At 71.8% G+C, this 18,304-nt stretch carries 20 protein-coding genes; 14 read left to right on the forward strand and 6 right to left on the reverse strand.

From position 1 onward, the window contains the following. The first annotated feature begins 31 nt into the window (after nucleotides 1–31). Nucleotides 32–1,009 carry a helix-turn-helix transcriptional regulator gene (locus ACIPTO_RS30765; RefSeq protein ID WP_401197557.1) on the forward strand — a complete coding sequence of 326 codons (978 nt, stop codon included), beginning with the start codon at nucleotides 32–34 and terminating at the stop codon, nucleotides 1,007–1,009. Nucleotides 1,010–1,149: 140 nt separating this feature from the next. Beyond that, a complete protein-coding gene (locus ACIPTO_RS30770; RefSeq protein ID WP_366320724.1) occupies nucleotides 1,150–1,524 on the forward strand; it encodes a hypothetical protein in 375 nt (124 codons plus the stop codon). Between the two features lie 74 nt (nucleotides 1,525–1,598). Here ACIPTO_RS30770 and ACIPTO_RS30775 read toward each other — a convergent pair whose 3' ends face one another. Beyond that, on the reverse strand, nucleotides 1,599–2,222 hold the full coding sequence (locus ACIPTO_RS30775; protein WP_366320726.1) for a TetR family transcriptional regulator: 624 nt from the start codon (nucleotides 2,220–2,222) through the stop codon (nucleotides 1,599–1,601). Between the two features lie 143 nt (nucleotides 2,223–2,365). On the opposite strand from ACIPTO_RS30775, the gene ACIPTO_RS30780 reads away from it, so the two are divergent. The 3 genes from ACIPTO_RS30780 (at nucleotide 2,366) to ACIPTO_RS30790 (ending at nucleotide 4,132) form a co-directional block, all read left to right on the forward strand. Continuing rightward, nucleotides 2,366–2,533, forward strand: a complete 168-nt coding sequence (locus ACIPTO_RS30780; RefSeq protein ID WP_266772804.1) for a hypothetical protein — start codon at nucleotides 2,366–2,368, stop codon at nucleotides 2,531–2,533. Nucleotides 2,534–2,612: 79 nt separating this feature from the next. After that, the gene (locus tag ACIPTO_RS30785; protein ID WP_366320728.1) at nucleotides 2,613–2,897 is read left to right on the forward strand and encodes a DUF4190 domain-containing protein; all 285 of its coding nucleotides are present in this window, start codon (nucleotides 2,613–2,615) and stop codon (nucleotides 2,895–2,897) included. A 71-nt stretch (nucleotides 2,898–2,968) separates the two neighbouring features. After that, entirely contained in the window at nucleotides 2,969–4,132 is a 1,164-nt protein-coding gene (locus ACIPTO_RS30790; protein WP_401197562.1) for a cysteine desulfurase family protein, read from the forward strand. Between the two features lie 119 nt (nucleotides 4,133–4,251). Here the strand turns inward: ACIPTO_RS30790 and ACIPTO_RS30795 are convergent, their stop codons facing one another. Together ACIPTO_RS30795 and ACIPTO_RS30800 are read right to left on the reverse strand one after the other, a co-directional pair. Then, nucleotides 4,252–5,835, reverse strand: a complete 1,584-nt coding sequence (locus tag ACIPTO_RS30795; protein ID WP_401197564.1) for a multicopper oxidase family protein — start codon at nucleotides 5,833–5,835, stop codon at nucleotides 4,252–4,254. A gap of 213 nt (nucleotides 5,836–6,048) precedes the next feature. After that, nucleotides 6,049–6,717, reverse strand: a complete 669-nt coding sequence (locus ACIPTO_RS30800) for an N-acetylmuramoyl-L-alanine amidase (protein WP_401197566.1) — start codon at nucleotides 6,715–6,717, stop codon at nucleotides 6,049–6,051. 60 nt (nucleotides 6,718–6,777) lie between these two features. Here ACIPTO_RS30800 and mnmA point away from each other — a divergent pair, with 60 nt between their 5' ends. Next, nucleotides 6,778–7,911, forward strand: coding sequence for a tRNA 2-thiouridine(34) synthase MnmA (gene mnmA / locus ACIPTO_RS30805; RefSeq protein WP_401197568.1), 1,134 nt, complete (start codon nucleotides 6,778–6,780; stop codon nucleotides 7,909–7,911). Between the two features lie 37 nt (nucleotides 7,912–7,948). Here mnmA and ACIPTO_RS30810 read toward each other — a convergent pair whose 3' ends face one another. Together ACIPTO_RS30810 and ACIPTO_RS30815 are read right to left on the reverse strand one after the other, a co-directional pair. Beyond that, entirely contained in the window at nucleotides 7,949–8,728 is a 780-nt protein-coding gene (locus ACIPTO_RS30810; protein WP_401197571.1) for an alpha/beta fold hydrolase, read from the reverse strand. 37 nt (nucleotides 8,729–8,765) lie between these two features. Beyond that, entirely contained in the window at nucleotides 8,766–9,089 is a 324-nt protein-coding gene (locus tag ACIPTO_RS30815) for a DUF427 domain-containing protein (RefSeq protein WP_366320740.1), read from the reverse strand. A 50-nt stretch (nucleotides 9,090–9,139) separates the two neighbouring features. On the opposite strand from ACIPTO_RS30815, the gene ACIPTO_RS30820 reads away from it, so the two are divergent. From ACIPTO_RS30820 to ACIPTO_RS30840, 5 genes are all read left to right on the forward strand, one after another. After that, nucleotides 9,140–9,679, forward strand: coding sequence for a TIGR00730 family Rossman fold protein (locus tag ACIPTO_RS30820; protein ID WP_401197574.1), 540 nt, complete (start codon nucleotides 9,140–9,142; stop codon nucleotides 9,677–9,679). A gap of 7 nt (nucleotides 9,680–9,686) precedes the next feature. Beyond that, a complete protein-coding gene (locus ACIPTO_RS30825) occupies nucleotides 9,687–10,385 on the forward strand; it encodes an SDR family oxidoreductase (protein WP_401197577.1) in 699 nt (232 codons plus the stop codon). A 67-nt stretch (nucleotides 10,386–10,452) separates the two neighbouring features. Next, entirely contained in the window at nucleotides 10,453–11,460 is a 1,008-nt protein-coding gene (locus ACIPTO_RS30830) for a methionine synthase (protein ID WP_366320746.1), read from the forward strand. 15 nt (nucleotides 11,461–11,475) lie between these two features. Continuing rightward, nucleotides 11,476–13,668 (forward strand): NAD-dependent DNA ligase LigA, encoded by a 2,193-nt coding sequence (gene ligA, locus ACIPTO_RS30835; protein ID WP_366320748.1) that lies wholly within the window; start codon nucleotides 11,476–11,478, stop codon nucleotides 13,666–13,668. A 270-nt stretch (nucleotides 13,669–13,938) separates the two neighbouring features. Beyond that, nucleotides 13,939–16,197 carry a bifunctional diguanylate cyclase/phosphodiesterase gene (locus ACIPTO_RS30840; protein ID WP_366320750.1) on the forward strand — a complete coding sequence of 753 codons (2,259 nt, stop codon included), beginning with the start codon at nucleotides 13,939–13,941 and terminating at the stop codon, nucleotides 16,195–16,197. Between the two features lie 93 nt (nucleotides 16,198–16,290). Here ACIPTO_RS30840 and ACIPTO_RS30845 read toward each other — a convergent pair whose 3' ends face one another. Beyond that, on the reverse strand, nucleotides 16,291–16,875 hold the full coding sequence (locus ACIPTO_RS30845) for a TetR/AcrR family transcriptional regulator (protein WP_401197582.1): 585 nt from the start codon (nucleotides 16,873–16,875) through the stop codon (nucleotides 16,291–16,293). Nucleotides 16,876–16,970: 95 nt separating this feature from the next. Between ACIPTO_RS30845 and ACIPTO_RS30850 the strand changes: the two genes are divergently transcribed. The 3 genes from ACIPTO_RS30850 (at nucleotide 16,971) to gatC (ending at nucleotide 18,298) form a co-directional block, all read left to right on the forward strand. Continuing rightward, nucleotides 16,971–17,342 (forward strand): DUF4267 domain-containing protein, encoded by a 372-nt coding sequence (locus ACIPTO_RS30850; protein WP_401197584.1) that lies wholly within the window; start codon nucleotides 16,971–16,973, stop codon nucleotides 17,340–17,342. A gap of 48 nt (nucleotides 17,343–17,390) precedes the next feature. Further along, nucleotides 17,391–17,885 carry a cupin domain-containing protein gene (locus ACIPTO_RS30855; protein WP_401197586.1) on the forward strand — a complete coding sequence of 165 codons (495 nt, stop codon included), beginning with the start codon at nucleotides 17,391–17,393 and terminating at the stop codon, nucleotides 17,883–17,885. 116 nt (nucleotides 17,886–18,001) lie between these two features. Beyond that, nucleotides 18,002–18,298 carry an Asp-tRNA(Asn)/Glu-tRNA(Gln) amidotransferase subunit GatC gene (gene gatC, locus ACIPTO_RS30860; RefSeq protein ID WP_007384860.1) on the forward strand — a complete coding sequence of 99 codons (297 nt, stop codon included), beginning with the start codon at nucleotides 18,002–18,004 and terminating at the stop codon, nucleotides 18,296–18,298. The last annotated feature ends 6 nt before the right edge of the window (nucleotides 18,299–18,304 follow it).

The following is an 18,304-nucleotide window of genomic DNA, read 5'->3' on the forward strand; positions in this document are numbered from 1 at the left end:
ACGGGCCTTCCGGGAGACGGATCCTGGGGCGGTGAAGGCCGACCGACTCCTCTCGATCCTGTTGCTGCTGCAGACCCGGGGGCGGGTTCCCGCCCGTGAACTCGCCGACCGTCTCGAAGTGTCGGTGCGGACCGTCTACCGGGACGTCGAGGCGCTGTCCGCCTCCGGGGTCCCGGTGTACGCCGAGCGCGGACGGCACGGCGGGATCGAACTGCTCGCCGGGTTCCGCACCGACGTCACGGGACTGACCGCCGACGAGTCCCGCGCCCTGTTCATCCTGGCCGCGCAGGGCGCCCACGCAGCCCTCGGCCTCGACGCCGCGCTCGGTTCCGCGCTGCGCAAGGTGATGGCCGCGCTGCCCGCGCCGTACCGCCCGGCCGCCGAGGTGACCTCCCGGCGCATCCTCGTCGACGCCACCCGCTGGAAGGGAGGGCCCCAACCCGCCGTGGACCTGGACGTGTTGCAGGACGCGGTCTTCGCCGACCGGCGGCTGCGGCTGCGCTACCGGCACAGCGGCGCGAAGGACCCGAGCACCTACACCGTCGACCCGTACGGCCTCGTCTCCAAGGCCGGCGTCTGGTATCTCGTCGCCGACCGCAGAGCCCGCCCCCGCCTCTTCCGCGCCGACCGGGTCCGCTCCGCCACCCTCCTGCCCGACCCGGTCGAGCGCCGTCCGGGCGTCGAACTCGCCGACGCCTGGGAGGAGTTGCGCCGCCAGGTCGAGGAACGCCCCGGCGGCGTCGACGTCACCGTCCGGGTCCACCGCTCCCGCCTCGACATGTTCGTCCGCCTCAACGCCTCCTCGCTCGCGCGACTCCCCGAGGACGAGGGGGAGAAGGAGTGGGTGACGGTCCACCTGTCGTACGCCGTCGTGCGCGAGGCACGTCAACTGCTCCAGTTCGCCGACGCGGTGGAGGTCGTGTCGCCGCCGGAGGTGCGCGCCGAGGTGATCGCGGCGGCCGCTTCTGTCACGGAGCTGTACCAGCGAGTCAGCCGGCCCGCCGAGTGAACTCGCAGGTCGGCGGCGCCTCTTGAGGCTCCCTTTGCCTGACGCACAGGCGGGGGACAGGGCGCCCCCAACCGTCCCCTAAACGGCGTTGATTGGCTGCGCGCCCCAACACTCCCTCATCGTTCCTGGAGTTGTTTCTCATGAAGCGTGTACGGCTCGTCCCCGCCGTGGCCCTGCTGGTCCTCTCGCCCCTGGCCCTGACCGCCTGCGGCTCGGGCGACTCGTCGTCCTCCGGCTCGGGCAGCGGCAACTCCGGCTCCACGCAGTCCTGTTCGGCCTCCGGCATGCCCACAGGCAACCCCACGGCGCGCCCCAGCGGCGCCCCCTCCGGCGCGCCCACGGGTGCCGCGGCCTCCGGCCGGCCCACGGGCATGCCGACCGGCAACGCCTCCGGCATGCCGACCGGCGCGCCCGGCGGCGGAGGCGGAGCGGGCGGCCAGGGCGGAGGCCCCGGCGGCGGATGCGGCGGCGGTCCCGGCGGTGGCCGGATGAGCGGGGCCCCGCAGCAGGGCTGACCGCCCGCCCGCACGGCAGGGGCGGCGCGTCCGGTGTCCGGGCGCGCCGCCCCTGCCGTGTCCCGGCGGGTGGCTCAGCCGAGCCAGTGGCGGCGGCCGACGCTGATCAACCGCAGCTGGAGCTCGGCGAGTCGGGCCACGCGTGCGCGCTCCTCGGCCGTCGCCTCCAGGGTCTCCAGGAAGAGCGAGGCGGTGATGAGCATCTGGTCGACGTAGAGGTGGGCCAGCATCAGCAGGTCCCCGTCCGGCCAGCCCGCCGACTCCGGGTCCTTGGCGAGTTCGGCCTTCACCTCCTCGGCGAACCGGGCGAGTTGCTCGCGGATCGCCTCCCGCACCGGCTGGACCCCGCCGTGCCGTTCGCGGGCGATGAAGCGGACGTGGGCCGGGTGCGAGTCCACGTGGTGGGCGATCAACTCGACTGCGCGGGTGATGCGTTGGGCGCTGTCGGCGGGGGCCACCGTCTGCCGGATCATCGGGTGCAGGCTGCCCAGCGCCTCCTCGACGAGCGCGACCCCGAGGTCGGCCGTGGAGCGGAAGTGCCGGTAGAAGGCGGTCGGGGCGACGCCCACGGCCCGGGTGACCTCGCGCAGGCCGAGACTGCTCAGGCTCTGCTCCTCCAGCAGTCCCAACGCGGCGTCCAGCAACGCCTGTCGGGTCTTCTGCTTCTGTGCCTGCCGGATGCCGAGGGTGTGACTCATGTCATCCAGTTAACAACTGTTCTCCGTAATTGGAAAGCCGTCGGACGGGATAGACTCAAGTTCAGTGAACAAGTGTTACTACAACCGTTCACCGAAACGTAACGAGAGAGTCGTCCCGGACATCTCGGAGGGGGATCCATCCCATGCTGTTCCTCGTCGTAGCGCTCCTGCTGTTCGGCGTCGTGGTGGGCACCGTGGCCCACGCGCCGCTCGCCTTCACCGCCGTCGCCGCCGCCGTCATCGCGGTCTGGCTGGGCATCTTCGCGCTCCGCGAGCGGCACGGCCGCCGCGGCCGTCCGTCCGCCAACTGACCGCGCGCCGACCGCCCGTCCGCCGCCGCCCGTCGGCCGCCCGGCCCACCGCCCGCCCGATCATCGGGAGCTGAACCCCATGCACCTCACCGCACCGGCAACCAGCACCAGCACCGCCGTCAAGCCCACCGGCCGGCGTGACGCCGACGGCATGGCCGTCGCGTCCTTCATCCTCGGCCTCGTCGGCCTGCTCGTGCTCAACGTCTTCCTCGGCCCGATCGCCATCGCCCTGGCCGGCGCCGCCCTGTGGCGCGGCACCGCCCGTCGCGGCCGTGCCTTCCTGGGCCTCGGACTCGGCGTCGCCGATCTGCTCGTCCTCGTCGCCTTCATGCAGATGGACAGCACCGTCTCCTGGAGCTTCTGAGAGACGGCCGGAACCCGTCGGCCGCCCGCCCCTCCGGGGCGCGCACCGGGGCCCGTAGAATCGGCGTCACCATGGCATACCTCGACCACGCCGCGACCACCCCGATGCTTCCCGAGGCAGTCGAGGCGATGACGGCCCACCTGAGCATCACGGGCAACGCCTCCTCCCTCCACGCGTCCGGCCGCAGGGCCCGCCGTACGGTCGAAGAGGCCCGGGAGACCCTCGCCGAGTCGCTCGGCGCGCGACCCAGCGAGGTCGTGTTCACCTCCGGCGGCACCGAGGCCGACAACCTCGCGGTGAAGGGCCTGTACTGGTCCCGCCGTGACGCGGACCCGGCCCGCACCCGGGTGCTGGCCAGCCCGGTCGAGCACCACGCCGTCCTGGACGCCGTCCACTGGCTGGGCGAGCACGAGGGCGCCACCGTCGAGTACCTCCCGGTCGACTCCTACGGCCGTGTCCACCCCGAGGTGCTGCGCGAGGCCATCGCCCGCAACCCCGACGACGTCGCCCTGGCCACCGTGATGTGGGCCAACAACGAGATCGGCACGGTCCTGCCGGTCCGTGAACTCGCCGACGTGGCACAGGAGTTCGGGGTTCCCCTGCACGCCGACGCGGTACAGGCCTTCGGCCAGATCCCGGTCGACTTCGCCGCCTCCGGGCTCGCCGCGGCCACCGTCTCCGGCCACAAGATCGGCGGGCCGTACGGCATCGGCGCCCTGCTGCTGGGCCGCGAGCACACCCCCGTCCCCGTCCTGCACGGCGGCGGCCAGGAACGCCATGTCCGCTCCGGCACCCTCGACGTCCCCGCCATCGCCTCCTTCGCGGTGGCCGGCCGTCTCGCCGCCGAACAGCGCGAGTGGTTCGCCCGCGAGATCGGCGCCCTGCGCGACGACCTCGTCGCGGCCGTCCGTACGGCGGTCCCGGACGCGATCCTCGGCGGCGACCCGGTGCACCGGCTGCCGGCCAACGCCCACTTCACGTTCCCCGGCTGCGAGGGCGACTCCCTGCTGCTCCTGCTCGACGCCCAGGGCATCGAGTGCTCCACCGGCTCGGCCTGCACGGCGGGTGTCGCCCAGCCCAGCCACGTCCTGCTCGCCACCGGCACCGATCCGGACCTCGCCCGCGGCACCCTGCGCTTCTCGCTCGGCCACACCTCCACGGAGGCCGATGTGGAGGCCGTGGCCAAGGCGATCGGCCCGGCGGTGGAGCGGGCCCGCGCCGCCGGACTGACCTGACCCGCGGACGGACGGAACCGGGGAGAGCCCGTCAGGTGCCCTCCCCGGCCGGGGATGTCCGGCGTCCACGGGGGAGGCCGACGCCGGACGTCGGATGACCGGCCCTGGAGCCGGTGCCGTCAGCTGTCGGCGTCGGTCACCATGAGGGACGCCATCATGCCCTCGTCCTCGTGCTGCAGAAGATGGCAGTGGAGCATGTACATGTAGGTGTCGTCGGCGAAGTCGGTGAACTCCATGGCGATCTTGATCGAGCCGCCGCCGACCACCTCGTAGGTGTCGTACCAGCCGAGCTGGACGCCGGTCGGATCCTCGCCGTTGATGGAGATCAACTGGTAGGGCACGTCGTGCAGATGGAACGAGTGCTCCAGCTGGGTGGCGTTCTGGATGGTCCAGATCTCCTTCGCGCCGACCGTCGTGCTGATCATCGCCATCGCGGCCATGGACGTGCCGATGGACCCGTTGATCTCCATGCTGGCGCCGCTCTGGCTCAGCGTGATCGTGCGCGCGGTGAAGTCGCTGGTGTCGTAGCGGTCGATGGTGCTGAGGGGGCTGGGCAGGTCGGCCGGGGTGTCGCTGCCGCTCGCCGTCACCGCGAGGACGTCGTAGGTGCCGCTGCCGCCGCGGATCCAGCCGGTGGTGATCACGGCCTGGAGGGTGGCGTCCGCGGTGAGGTCCATGACGAACTCGGCCCGGGCGCCGGCCACCAGGCGGATCGTGGTCACCTCGGTGGCCTCGGTCAGATACCCCTGGTCGGTGGTGATCTGGGTGAGGGTGCCGCCGTCGCTGCGCTGGATCACGATGATGTCGGACGGCGAGGCGTTCAGCGCGCGGAACCGGGTGCGGGTCTTCGTGGCGGTGAAACCGAGCGTGGTGGAGTCCACGTTGGTCCCGTTGAGCAGCAGGGGGAAGGTGGTGGTGCTCAGCCGGTAGCCGGCCGCGTCGTACTTGATGTCCCCGGCGGTGTCCACGGCGAGGGACTGGAAGATGAGCGGGACGTCGTCGACGCCGTAGTCGCTGGGCAGTGCGGCGGAGGCGTCCGAGGAGTCCTCGACGATGATCATCCCGGCCAGGCCGTGCACGGCCTGCTTGGCGGTGGTGCCCAGGGCGTGCGGGTGGTACCAGAGGGTGGTGGCCGGGTCCTTGACGGTGAACGTGGGCGACCAGGTCGTGCCGTCGGCGAAGGCCACCTGGGGGCCGCCGTCCATCTTCGCCGGGACATGGGCGCCGTGGAAGTGGACGGTCGTGTCCTCGCCTATGTCGTTGGTGATGTTGAGCAGGACCTCGTCGCCGTTCGTCCACTTCAGGGTGGGGCCGAGGAAGTCCTGGTTGTAGCCCATCGTGCTGCTGGTGACGCCCGAGATCACCTCGTGGGTCCCGGTCTTGGCCTCCAGCGTGAACGTGGTGACGCCGCTGGAGGTGGTGCCCTCCAGCAGGTCGGGGATGACCAGGGTGCTGTCCGCCGCGGACGCCTTGTTCTTCGCCGCCTCGTTCAGCAGTGAGAAGGCGCCGCCGGCCGCGGCGACCGCCGCGACACCGGCCCCGGCCATGCCGCCGAGGAACCTGCGCCGGTGCAGGCCCTTCCCCCGGGCCGCACTGTCCTTGCCGTGGTCGCGCTTCTCCGCCGCGCTCTTGCGGTGGCCGCCCCTGGAGTCTCTGCTCTGTTCCGAGTTCTGTTCCGACGCGGGCTCGCTGGTGTGTGTCATGCGCCAGAGGTTTGGCCTAAGGGCTGTGTAAGGGCTGGGCGACACTTAGTAGTCAGCAGAGCAAGCTGTGAAAGATGTGCGTGCGCGCTGCCCCGCCAACTCCCCTGGAAGAACTGCCGAGTTGGCGTGCCCCAGGTCACTTTCGGGGCAGGGGACGCATCGGACACCACCGGGGCGGCGACGACTCATAGCCGGAGCGTGATGTGACCTGAGTCACGCTCGTGTCCGGTGTGCCCGCGTTACGAGCGTCATGTACCGGTCCCAGTCCCAGTACGGCCCCGGGTCCGTGTGATCGGTCCCCGGCACCTCCACATGCCCGATGACATGGTCCCGGTCGACGGGGATGCCGTACCGCCCGCATATCTGTGCCGTCAGCCGCGCGGAGGCCGTGTACATCGCGTCCGTGAAGGACGACCTCCGGTCCACGAAGCCCTCGTGCTCGATGCCGACACTGCGCTCGTTGTACGACCGGTTGCCCGCGTGGAAGGCCACGTCCAGCTCGCGGATCATCTGCGTGACGGCCCCCTCCTGGCGGACGATGTAGTGCGCGGCGGCCTGGTGCCCGGGGTTCCGGAAGGCCTTCACCGCGCTCTCGTAGCCGCCCTGCGTGACATGGACGACCACCCGGTCGATCGCGTAGTCGTCCGGCCGGTCCGCCCGCCGGTAGTTCGCCGACGAGGCCGCCACCCAGGTCGCGCCCAGGAAGTCGACCGCACCCGGTGTCCGCGGCTTCTCCACCCCCGGCATCCGCCACCACAGCCGTGACAGCTCGTCCCGCGCCAGCACCGCCGTCCCCACGGCCGCCGCGGCCCCGCCGATCAGCAGAGCGCGCCGCCCGGGCCGCCGCCCCGCCGTCTCTCCGTCGTCCTTCGTCTCCCCCATGTGATCGTCAACGGATACTCGCGGGTCCCGGTTCCCGATGCCCCGTACTCTGGAAGGGTTATGACTGAGACCTCCTCGCAGCGCCCCCGCCCGCTCCGCGTACTCGCCGCCATGTCGGGCGGTGTCGACTCCGCCGTGGCCGCCGCCCGGGCCGCCGAAGCCGGCCACGACGTGACCGGCGTCCACCTCGCGCTCTCCGCGAACCCCCAATCGTTCCGCACGGGCGCGCGTGGCTGTTGCACCATCGAGGACTCACGGGACGCCCGCCGTGCCGCCGACGTCATCGGTATCCCGTTCTACGTCTGGGACCTCGCCGACCGCTTCCGCGAGGACGTCGTCGAGGACTTCGTCGCCGAGTACGAGGCCGGCCGCACCCCGAACCCCTGTCTGCGCTGCAACGAGAAGATCAAGTTCGCCGCGCTCCTCGACAAGGCCCTCGCCCTCGGCTTCGACGCCGTCTGCACCGGCCACTACGCCCAGGTGATCGTGAACGAGGACGGCAGCCGCGAACTGCACCGCGCCTCCGACATGGCCAAGGACCAGTCCTACGTCCTCGGCGTCCTGGACGAGAAGCAGCTCGCGCACGCCCTCTTCCCGCTCGGCGACACCGTGACGACGAAGGACGAGATCCGCGCGGAGGCCGAGCGCCGGGGCCTCGCGGTCGCCAAGAAGCCCGACTCGCACGACATCTGCTTCATCGCCGACGGCGACACCCAGGGCTTCCTCGCGAGCCGCCTGGGCAAGGCCGAGGGCGACATCGTCGACGAGTCCGGCGAGGTCGTCGGCTCGCACGAGGGCGCGTACGGCTTCACCATCGGCCAGCGCAAGGGCCTGCGCATCGGCACCCCGGCCGCCGACGGCAAGCCGCGCTACGTCCTGGACATCTCCCCGGTCGACAACACGGTGACGGTCGGCCCGGCCGCCTCCCTGGACGTCAGCGGCCTGACCGCCGTCCGCCCCCGCTGGTGCGGCACGGCCCCCGCCGGCCCCGGCACCTACACCGCCCAGCTCCGCGCCCACGGCGGCGAGACCGAGGTCACCGCCGAACTCGTCGACGGCACGCTGGAGGTGTCCTTCAGCGAGCCGGTGCGGGGCGTGGCCCCCGGCCAGGCGATCGTGCTCTACGACGACACGCGCGTGGTGGGGTCCGCGACGATCGCGACGACCACGCGCGCGGCGACGGCGATGGCCTGACCCCGCCGAAGCCGGCCCCGCCCGCGGCTGCCCGCGGTTAGCCGGAGAAGAACTCCGTGAGCAGCGGTGCCAGGACGGCCGGGTCCACCATGTGGGTCTGGCCGTCCAGCACGCGGTACGTCCCGTCCCGCGCCGCGTCCGCCGCGTTCCGCGCGGCCTGACGCATCCACTCGGGACTCGCGCCGCCCGCGATCGTGAGCACCGGCACGGACAGGGACGCCAGCCGCTCCACCGGGACCAGACCGTCGCCGAGGACCGCGTCGTCGTAGACGAGAGTGGGGGCGATCGCCTCCATGCCGGGCCACATGGGGGAGCGGCGGGCGCCCTCGATCATCTCCGGGGGCGCGCCGGTGAGCGCCATGAACAGCTCCACGGCGTCACCGCGGCGGTCCTCGGCGAGGAGTTCCTTCAGCCGCTCGGTGTACTCGGCGCGCTCCTTGGCACCGCTCGCGTCGAGGGCGAACGGCGGCTCGTACAGGGCGACTTCGGTCACCGGCAGGCCGCTCGCCGCCGCGTGCAGGGCCAGGGCGGCGCCCGAGGAGTGGCCGTAGAGCGCCGCGCTGCCGCCCACGGCGTCGATCAGCGCCGCGATGTCCTCGACCTCGCGGGCCACCGCGAACGGCGCCGTGTCGCCGCTCGCGCCCCGGCCCCGGCGGTCGTACGGGACGGCCCCGAACCGGTGCGCGAGCTGCGCGGCGAGCGGCAGCAGCCCGTCGCCCGTGGTCATCGCGCCACCGACCAGGACGACGGGCGAACCCGCACCGATGCGTTCGTACGCGACAGCGGTGCCGTCGGGCGAAACAGTCTTCTTGTCCATGGAACGGGAGACTGCCGCACGCGGCGGAACTAATCGGTCACAACACGTCCACTTCGTAGAAGCACAGGTGGTCCTTGATCTGCGCCACGTCCGGCTTGGGCTCGGGGTAGGCCCACACCAGGTCGGTCGCGTCGGGGAGCGACCAGTAGGACGCGTCCCCCTTGAAGGGGCAGTGGGTGCGGGTCTCGGAGGGGGTCAGGAGGTCCAGGCGCACATCCTCCGGAGGGAGGTAGTAGCGCACGGGACAGCCCGTCTCCTTCAGGATCAGGGGGCGGTCGCTCTCCGCCAGCACCTGGTCGCCGTGGACGACGCGTACGCGGCGGTCGCCCTGCTCGATCGTGATCGTGTGTCCGTCAGCCATACCCGAAGAGCACTCGCGGGCCCGTGGTTCTTCCCGCGTACGGTGACGACATGAAGATCTGTGTGTTTCTCTCCGCCGCCGACCTGGACGAGCGCTACACCCGCCCCGCGCGGGAGTTCGCGGAACTGCTGGGCAAGGGCGGGCACACGCTCGTGTGGGGCGGTTCCGAGTCCGGGCTGATGAAGGTGGTCGCCGACGGCGTCCAGGAGACCGGCGGACGCCTCGTGGGCGTCTCGGTGACCTTCCTGGCGGCGAAGGCCCGCGCGAACGCCGACGAGATGGTGATCGCCGCCGACCTCGCCGAACGCAAGCGGCTGCTCCTGGAGAAGTCCGACGCCGTGGTGATCATGGTGGGCGGCACCGGGACGCTGGACGAGGCGACGGAGATCCTGGAGCTGAAGAAGCACGGCCACACCGACAAGCCGGTGGTGCTGCTCAACACGGCGGGCTTCTACGACGGCCTCAGGACCCAGTTCCTGCGCATGGAGAACGAGGGCTTCCTGCCGGTCCCGCTCACCGACCTGGTGTTCTTCGCCGAGGAGCCGGTCGGGGCGCTCGCCTACCTCGAGGAGTCGTCCGGTACGCAGTGATGCGAGCATGGCGGGCATGGCTACACATGTGATCACCGGGGCCGGTTCCGGCATCGGCGCGGCCGTCGCCCGCCGGCTGCACGCGCGCGGGGACGACCTCGTGCTCCACGCGCGCGACGCGGGCCGCGCGAAGGAACTGGCGGCGCAGTACCCCGGGGCGAGCACCCTGGTGGGCGATCTGGCGGACCCGGACAAGATCAGCTGGGCGTTCTCCCACCAGAGCCTGCCCGACCGGGTGGACACGCTGCTGCACATCGCCGGGGTCGTCGACCTCGGCCCGGTGGGCGAGCTGACCCCGAAGACCTGGCGCCACCAGCTCAACGTCAACCTGATCGCCCCCGCGGAACTGACCCGCCACTTCCTGCCCCAACTCCGCCTCTCCGGCGGCCACGTCCTCTTCGTGAACTCCGGCGCGGGCCTGAGCGCGAGCGCCGACTGGTCCGCGTACGCGGCCTCCAAGCACGGCCTCAAGGCCCTCGCGGACTCCCTCCGCCACGAAGAGCACCCGCACGGCGTCCGCGTCACCTCCGTCTACCCCGGCCGCACCGCCAGCCCCATGCAGGCCAAGGTCCACCAGCAGGAGGGCAAGGCGTACGACCCGGCCCGGTGGATCGACCCCGAGTCGGTCGCGACGACGATCCTGATGGCGATCGACCTGCCGGGGGACGCGGAGGTCAACGACCTGACGGTGCGGCCGGGCCGCTGAGGGGGTCCGGGTGGCGCGGACCCCGGGGGCGCTGCCCCGCCCGCGGAGGGTTCCGTAGTCTTCCGGGGTGAGCAACAACAGCCAGTTCAGCTTCGGTGCCGCCACCGGTGTCGGTTCCCTGCCCGGTGGTGACGCCCGTGAGGCCGCCCGGACCGCGACCGGGGCCTTCGAGGACTTCCCGTTCCTGCCCGAACTGCCCTCCCGGGGCCCCGGCGCGGACATGATCGGCCGGACCGCGGGCCTCCTCGTCGAGGTGTACGCGCGCGTGGAGCCCAGCGGGTGGCGGGTCGGCGACCGGCCGGGCCGGGACACGAAGCGGGCGTGGGCATGGCTGGGGGAGGACCTCGACGCCCTGGAGGAGTTCACCCAGGGGTACGAGGGCCCGCTCAAGGTGCAGGCGGTCGGCCCCTGGACCCTCGCCGCCGCCCTGGAGCTGAGGAACGGCGAGTCCGCGCTCTCCGACCTCGGCGCCGCCCGGGACCTCGCGGGCTCGCTCACGGAAGGCCTGCGCAACCACCTCGCCGACGTCCGGCGCCGCGTCCCCGGCGCCCGGATCGTCCTGCAGCTCGACGAGCCGTCCCTCATGGCCGTCCTGCGCGGCCACGTCAGATCGGCCAGCGGCTACCGCACCCACCGCGCCGTCGACCGCCAACTCGTCGAGGACACGCTCCGCGAGGTCGTCGGCGCGCACGGGAGCGGCCCGGTCGTCGTCCACTCCTGCGCCCCGGACGTCCCGTTCGCCCTGCTGCGGCGCGCGGGCGCCGCCGGGGTCTCCTTCGACTTCTCCCTCCTCACCGAGCGTGACGACGACGCGATCGGCGAGGCGGTCGAGGCCGGCACCCGGCTCTTCGCCGGTGTCGTGCCGGGCACGGACACCGCATTGTCGGACCCTGCCGGTAGCGTCATGGGTGTCAGGACGCTGTGGCGCAGGCTGGGGCTGCGACCGGGACTTCTCGCGGAGGCGGTCACCATCACCCCGTCGTGCGGACTCGCGGGGGCTTCTCCCGAGTACGCGCGGCGAGCTCTCGCCCACTGCGTCCGGGCGGCGAGATCCCTCGCGGACAACCCTGAGTGACGGAAGGACAACACGGTGGCCGGCGACAGGCAGGCGGAGACGACGGTGCCCGCAGAGGCACGGGAGAAGCACGCGCAGCTCGCTGAGCAGATCGAGGAGCACCGCTTCCGGTACTACGTGAACGACGCCCCGGTCGTCAGCGACGCGGAGTTCGACCGACTCCTGCGCGCCCTGGAGGCGTTGGAGGAGGAGCACCCCGAGCTGCGCACGCCGGACTCCCCGACCCAGAAGGTCTCGGGGGCCTACGAGACGGAGTTCACGTCCGTCGTCCACCGCTCCCGCATGCTCTCCCTGGACAACGCGTTCGACGACCTGGAGCTGGCGGCCTGGGCCGAGCGCGTCCACAAGGACGTCGGCACCCCCGACTACCACTTCCTGTGCGAGCTGAAGGTCGACGGCCTCGCCGTCAACCTGACGTACGAGCACGGCCGCCTCACGCGCGCGGCGACCCGCGGTGACGGCCGTACGGGCGAGGACATCACGCCCAACGTCCGTACCATCGCGGAGATCCCGGACCGCCTCACCGGCGACCGCGTGCCCGGCCTCGTGGAGATCCGCGGCGAGGTCTACTTCCCGATGGAGAAGTTCGAGGAGCTCAACGCCCGGCTGGTCGAGGCCGGTGACAAGCCCTTCGCCAACCCCCGGAACGCGGCGGCGGGTTCACTGCGCCAGAAGGACCCCCGCGTCACCGCCACCCGCCCGCTGCACATGGTCGTGCACGGCATCGGCGCCCTGGAGGACTTCACCCCCCTCACCCGCCTCTCCGAGGCGTACGGCCTGCTGAAGACCTGGGGCCTGCCGACCTCCCCGTACAACAGGGTGGTCGACGACCTCGACGCCGTACGGGAGTTCATCCGGTACTACGGCGAGAACCGCCACTCCGTGGCACACGAGATCGACGGCGTGGTCGTCAAGCTCGACGAGATCCCCCTCCAGGGACGGCTCGGTTCCACCTCCCGCGCCCCGCGCTGGGCCATCGCGTGGAAGTACGCGCCCGAGGAGGTCAACACCAAGCTCGTCAACATCCGCGTGGGCGTGGGCCGTACGGGCCGGGTCACGCCGTACGCCCAGGTCGAGCCGGTGACGGTGGCGGGCTCGGAGGTGGAGTTCGCGACGCTGCACAACCAGGACGTCGTCAAGGCCAAGGGCGTCCTCATCGGCGACACGGTGGTGCTGCGCAAGGCCGGTGACGTCATCCCGGAGATCCTCGGCCCGGTGGCCGACCTGCGCGACGGCAGCGAGCGGGAGTTCGTGATGCCCGCCGAGTGTCCCGAGTGCGGTACGCCGCTGCGGCCGATGAAGGAGGGCGACATCGACCTCCGCTGCCCGAACGCCCGTGCCTGCCCTGCCCAGTTGAGAGAGCGCCTCTTCTACCTCGCGGGCCGCAAGGCGCTCGACATCGACCACTTCGGGTACGTCTCGGCCGCCGCCCTCACCCAGCCGCTGGAGCCGGCCGACCCGCCGCTGAAGGACGAGGGCGACCTCTTCGACCTCACCATCGAGCAGCTGCTGCCCATCAAGGCGTACGTCCTCGACCAGAACAGCGGGCTGCCCAAGCGCGATCCGAACACCGGCGAGGAGAAGATCGTCACGGTCTTCGCCAACCAGCAGGGCGAGCCCAAGAAGAACGCGCTGGCGATGCTGGAGACCATCGCCGCCGCCAAGGAGAGCCCGCTCGCCCGCATCCTCACCGGACTGTCGATCCGTCATGTCGGCCCGGTCGCCGCCGAGGCGCTGGCCCGCGCGTTCCGGTCGATCGAGCGCATGGAACAGGCCACCGAGAAGGAGTTGGCGGACACCGAGGGCGTCGGCCCGATCATCGCCGCCTCCCTCAAGGAGTGGTTCGCCGAGGACTGGCACCAGGAGATCCTGCGCAAGTGGCGGGCCGCCGGGGTCCGCATGGAGGAGGAGGGCTCCGCCGAGGACGAGGGCCCGCGCCCGCTGGAGGGCCTGACCGTGGTCGTGACCGGCACACTCGAACATTTCACCCGGGACGGGGCGAAGGACGCCCTGCAGAGCCGCGGAGCGAAAGTGACCGGTTCTGTTTCGAAGAAGACGTCTTTTGTCGTCGTAGGTGACAATCCTGGTTCGAAGTACGACAAGGCGATGCAGGTCAAGGTGCCTGTTCTGAACGAGGACGGCTTCACCGTCCTGTTGGAGCAGGGCCCCGAGGCAGCCGCCGAAGTCGCGCTTCCGGCCGAGGAGTAGCGAGGAGCAGCGGTTGAAGGCCACCCGATCGGCGCATACCAGATGCATACGGGTGGCCGGGTCGCATTCGGGCAACCGTCTACGACCGCTGCCCGTGGAAGCCTTCTGCGGCCTACTGTTGAGGTGTGCACCTGCCGTGCCCGGCTGCGGTTGGGGCAACCCCCTGCTCTTGGTGAGCAGGGGGAGGGGTTTTCCAAACGCGGTGCCGTTGACGGAAGTCGGGCAGCGGACCGCGTGGCGTGGGCACCGCCGGCTGTGAGAGGGACGGGAATGGAACCGACCGAGAGCGCCCCCTCGGACTCACTGCTGCGCCGGGTCACCGGCGCCTGGCGGGAGAGCCGTTGGGGAGCGCGACCCGTGGAGCGTCCGGGCGCCCAGCCGCGCGCCACCGGACAGTACTCCACGCCGGACGCGCGCCACTCCGTACCGCTCACCTCCGACCCCACCGCCGGACTGCCCGGCGGCGAGCCCGGACGCCATCCGAGCTGGCCCGCCCTGCCGACCGCGGTGGTGGCCGCGGCCGGGTTCGTCCTCGGCGCCGGTTTCTTCCGGGCGTTCACCGGCGACCACGCGCTCTTCCCGGCCGGCACGGTCGGCTGGTCGCTCGCCGTCCTGACCGGCATCATCGTCGGCCACCTGGTCGCCCTCGGCCGCGCCCGCTGGTGGGGCGGCACCGGCTCGGGCGCCGCCCTCACCCTCGGCGTCCTGCTGCTCTACGGCTGGGTCGCCGCCGGGATGGTCAGCCTCACCGTCGTCGTCCTGGTCGGCATAGCCCGCCGCAACCGCTGGCGCCAGGGCGTGCTGCACGGCGCGGTGGACATCCTCGGCATCGCCGCCGGAGCACTCGTGCTCGGCTCCTTCGGCCGGGTGCCGTCGGTCGAGAAACCCTGGAACCCGGACAGCTGGACGGTCTACACCGCCCCCGAAGTCGTCCTGGTCGCCGTCGCGTACCTCGCCGTGACCCGCACCCTGCTCTGGTACCTGCACGCCCCGCGCGACGGCGGACTGCCCACCGTCGCCCGCACCGCCCTGCTCAGACAGGGCCTGGTCGCCGTGGCCCTGCTCGGCATCGCCCCGCTGATCTGCGTGGTCGCCGTGGCACGGCCGGTCCTCCTTCCGCTCTTCTCGATCCCGCTCATCGCCCTCGACTCCACCCTGTGGATGGCCCGGGCCAGGGCCGAGGAGCAGCTGCGCGACCCGCTGACCGGGCTGCCCAACCGGCAGTGGCTCCTGGAGCGCATCTGGACCGCCCTGGACGACGCCGAGCGCATCGGCGCCAAGGCCGCCCTCATGCTCATCGACCTCGACCGGTTCCGGTCGGTCAACGACACCCTGGGCCATCTCGCCGGTGACCGGCTGCTGCTGCAGATCGCCGACCGGCTGCGGGTGGCGCTGCCGCGCGGGGCGGAGGCCGCGCGGCTCGGCGGTGACGAGTTCGCCGTCCTGCTGCCCGTCGCCGACTCCACCACGTCCGCGACCCGGGTCGCCCGCAACCTCGTCGCCGCGCTCAGCTCCCCGCTCGACCTCGACGGGCTCACCCTCGTCCTGGAGGCCAGCGCGGGCGTCGCCGTCTTCCCCGACCACGCCCTCGACGCCGAGGGGCTGCTGCGCCGGGCGGACGTCGCGATGTACCAGGCGAAGCGGGACCGCACGGGCGTGGAGGTCTACGAGTCCAAGCGGGACTCCAACACCCCCGACCGGCTCGGTCTGCTGGGCGATCTGCGGCGCGCGCTCGACGCGCACGAGGTGCAGCTGCACTACCAGCCCAAGGTCCGTTTCGACGGTCAGGTCGCCGGGCTCGAGGCGCTGGTGCGGTGGGTGCATCCGGAGCGGGGGAAGGTGCCGCCGGACGAGTTCATAGCGATCGCCGAGTCGTCCGGGCTGATGCCGCATCTCACCGAGTACGTGCTCGACACCGCTCTCGCCCAGGTCGCCAGATGGCGTGCCCAGGGGCTGTTCGTGCCGGTCGCGGTGAACGTCTCGCCGCGCGATGTGCACACGCCCGGGTTCGCGGGATCGGTCGCCGCGCGGCTCGCCCGGCACGGTGTCCCGGCGGGGTCGCTCCAGCTGGAGATCACCGAGCACGTCCTCCTGGAGGACCCGCAGCGGGCGGCCGACACCCTCAACGGACTGACCGGGCACGGCGTGAAGATGTCCCTCGACGACTTCGGTACGGGGTACTCGTCCCTGGTGCATCTGCGGCGGCTGCCGGTCAGCGAGCTGAAGATCGACCGGTCGTTCGTGGCCCGGCTCGCGGTGGACACGGAGGACGCGGAGATCGTCCGGTGCACCGTCGACCTCGCGCATTCCCTGGGGCTGCTCGTCGTGGCCGAGGGGGTCGAGGACGACGAGACGTGGGAGCGGCTGCGGGATCTCGGGTGTGACGCCGTGCAGGGGTGGCTCGTCGCCGCGGCGATGCCGCCCGAGGACATGACGGCCTGGCTGCGGGCGCGGGGGTCCCGGGGATGGCAGCGGCCGCGGGCCGCGTTGCCGGCGGCGGCTGCCGATGACCCGGGACGGATCGGGTGACCTTCCGCGCCTAGTGGGGTGGGGGGTTGTGTTCGGTCGCGGCTGCGGCCCCGTTGTGGCTTGTCGCGCAGGTCCCCGCGACCCTTGGGGAGTTCAGCTCACCCCTGCCGCGAAGTGGGCGATCAGCAGCGCGAGCCGCTGCTCGTGGGCCTCCTCCGGTAGGCGCCCGCTGCGCATCAGCGTCACCAGGCCGTGCAGGCCCGCCCAGTACGTCTCCGTGAGCAGGCCCGGGTCCTCGCCCTGCGCCGCGATGGGCTCGACGGCCCGGGAGATCTCGGCGAAGGCCGCCTGGAGGGGCGCCGGGGCCTCCGGGGTGGCGAACGGCAGGTCCACGATGTGGGTGAACATCGCGTCGTAGAGCGCGGGGCGGCGGCGGCCGAACGACGTGTACGTCTCGCCGATCGCGGTCAGTGCGTCGCGTGTCCCCTTCGCCGCCGTGCGTGCCGTGCGGAGTTCGACGGCCAGGACGGCGCAGCCCTCCACCGCCACCGCCGCCATGATGGCGCCCTTGTCCTTGAAGTGGCTGTAGAGGACGGGCTGGCTGTACTCGATCTCGGCCGCCAGGCGCCGGGTCGTCACCGCGTCCCAGCCCTCCGTCTCGGCGAGTTCCCGTGCGGCCGAGACGATGAGCCGCTCCCGTTCCGCCCGCTCGCGCTCCCGGCGCGTCTGAATCGTCATGCCCCGGATTCTAGCACCGCTAGCGTTCCTGTCGTCGCTCTGCTAGCTTCGCTCCTGTTGCTAGCGCCGCTAGCAAACGAGACGGGAGAAGTGGCATGACCATCACCGCGTACACCCTGGCGATCGCGCTCGACCTGTTCTGCCTGTTCCTCGGCTACCGCTTCCTGTTCCGGCCGGGCCCCGCCGCCACCGGCTACGGAGTGCCGGCCGACCCCGCCGGTGACGCCGGCGCCTACCTCACGATCAAGGGCGTCCGGGACGGCACACTGGGTCTGGTCGGGCTCGCCGTCCTGGCCTTCGCCGGGACGCACGCCGAGGCCTGGTTCATGCTCTGCGTCGCGGTCATCCCGTTCGGCGACACCGCGATAGTGCTGCGCCACGGCGGCGCGAAAGCCGTGGCTTTCGGGATCCACTTCGCCACGGCGATCGTTGTACTGATCAGTGCCGCCCTGCTCTTCCTCGCCTGAGCCCGCTCCGCCCTCCCTGCCGCATCCTCTGTCGAACGGGGTTCCGAAATGTCGCTGCTGGTACCCGGATCCGGTGGGTCCGTGATCGTCCGCGATGCCGAGGCCGAGGTGGTGGGCCGGGCGCCGACCACCGTGAAGCTGCTGGCGGACAGCAGTGCGACCGGCGGCGCGCTGTCCACGCAGCGCGTCACCCTCACCGGAGGAGCGGACGGCGCGAGACCGCACTGGCACGGAAAGTCCGCCGAGATGTTCTTCCTGCTGGACGGCGCCGCCGAGATCCTCTCCGGCGACCGGGTCGTCACCGCGGGCCCCGGTGACCTGGTCGTCGTACCGCCCGGCCTGCCGCACGCCTTCGCCGCCGCACCCGGCGCCGACGCCGACCTGCTCATCGTCCTGACCCCCGGCGTCGAGCGCTTCGAGTACTTCCGCCACCTCCAGCGCATCGCCCTCGGAGAGGTCGGCCCGGAGAGCCTCCTGGAGGTGCAGGAGGTGTACGACAACCACTTCATGAAGAGCCCGGCGTGGGACGCCCGGGCCCGGTGACCGGGCTCCCGGGGAAACCGTTTAACGGCTGAGGGCCACCGCCCCATAGGATTGGGGACTGGCGTCACATTTCCACCTGCCCCACACCACACACACTCACCCCAGAGGAACGCTGCATGCCTGGCATCACGCGCGAGGAGGTCGCCCACCTCGCCCGGCTGGCGCGTCTGGAGCTGAAGCCCGAAGAGCTCGAGCACTTCGCGGGACAGCTGGACGACATCATCGGCGCGGTCGCCCGCGTCAGCGAGGTCGCCGACCAAGACGTACCGCCGACCTCCCACCCGCTGCCGCTGACGAACGTCATGCGCGCGGACGAGGTCCGTCCCTCGCTCACCCCCGAGCAGGCGCTCTCCGGCGCCCCGGCCCAGGAGCAGCAGCGTTTCAAGGTGCCGCAGATCCTGGGGGAGGACTAGAACACC

Source organism: Streptomyces sp. NPDC090083, from assembly GCF_044747445.1.
Taxonomy (GTDB): domain Bacteria; phylum Actinomycetota; class Actinomycetes; order Streptomycetales; family Streptomycetaceae; genus Streptomyces.